Annotated in this window: 1 protein-coding gene and 1 pseudogene; both read left to right on the top strand. The window is 46.8% G+C overall.

Annotated elements, in window-relative coordinates; translation table 11 throughout:
* The first annotated feature begins 144 nt into the window (after window positions 1–144).
* Window positions 145–594: an IS110 family transposase gene (locus ACFOU2_RS14730; protein WP_377916430.1), complete on the top strand. Its 450-nt coding sequence runs from the start codon at window positions 145–147 to the stop codon at window positions 592–594.
* A 15-nt stretch (window positions 595–609) separates the two neighbouring features.
* Window positions 610–757 (top strand): annotated as a pseudogene (locus ACFOU2_RS14725) (transposase); the annotation flags it as partial.

Genomic DNA, 757 nt, shown 5'->3' with positions numbered 1-757 from the left:
CTCAATTCCTTCGAGTAGTTCTATTACGAGGTCAACTTTCGTTTCCATCTGTAATCACTCCTTTCCGATAATTATAAATACGGTTTGTTAATTGATTGTACCGTAGTGGCACCTACGCTTATCCCTCGCCGGGCTGGTGACCGTGTGAAAATAAATCGAAGGGATGCGTTGCGATTAGCTGAGCTTCTTCGAGCTGGAGAGTTAACACCTGTTTGGACTCCGGATGAAGACCATGAAGCGTTACGAGATTTAATTCGGGCGAGGCATGATGTGAAAGAAGATTTACAACGGGCTCGTCAGAGATTGATTCATTTCCTGCTTCGCAACGACATTCAACCTCCTCAAGGCACACGAAATTGGACAGTCAAACACCGGAATTGGCTCCATACCTTGAAGTTTGAAAAGTCCTCCTTACGTATCGTGTTTCAGGAGTATCTTCACGCCATTAAAGAAATAGAGGACCGCATGAAACGAATCGAGGCAGAGATTCACCAGGAAGCGATTCATAGTGAACACGCACCTGCCATCCAGGCACTTCAAACCTTAAGGGGAATCGCGGAAGTAACGGCGGTGACGTTAGTCGCAGAAATTTGACAATTTTCACGGTTTTCCAGTGCCAGACAGTTAATGTCGTATGCCGGTCTTGTTCCGAAAGAATATTCCAGTGAATCCAGCCGTTGGCAGGGTTCCATCACGAAGATTGGAAATGCCCAGATTCGCCGTGTCCTTTGTGAATCCGCCTGGTCATACCGCCACA

This window comes from Bacillus songklensis (assembly GCF_042649685.1).
GTDB lineage: Bacteria > Bacillota > Bacilli > Bacillales > Bacillaceae_H > Bacillus_BA > Bacillus_BA songklensis.
Note: the sequence above shows the minus strand (reverse complement) of the source record. Positions and strands in the feature narration are given on the sequence as shown.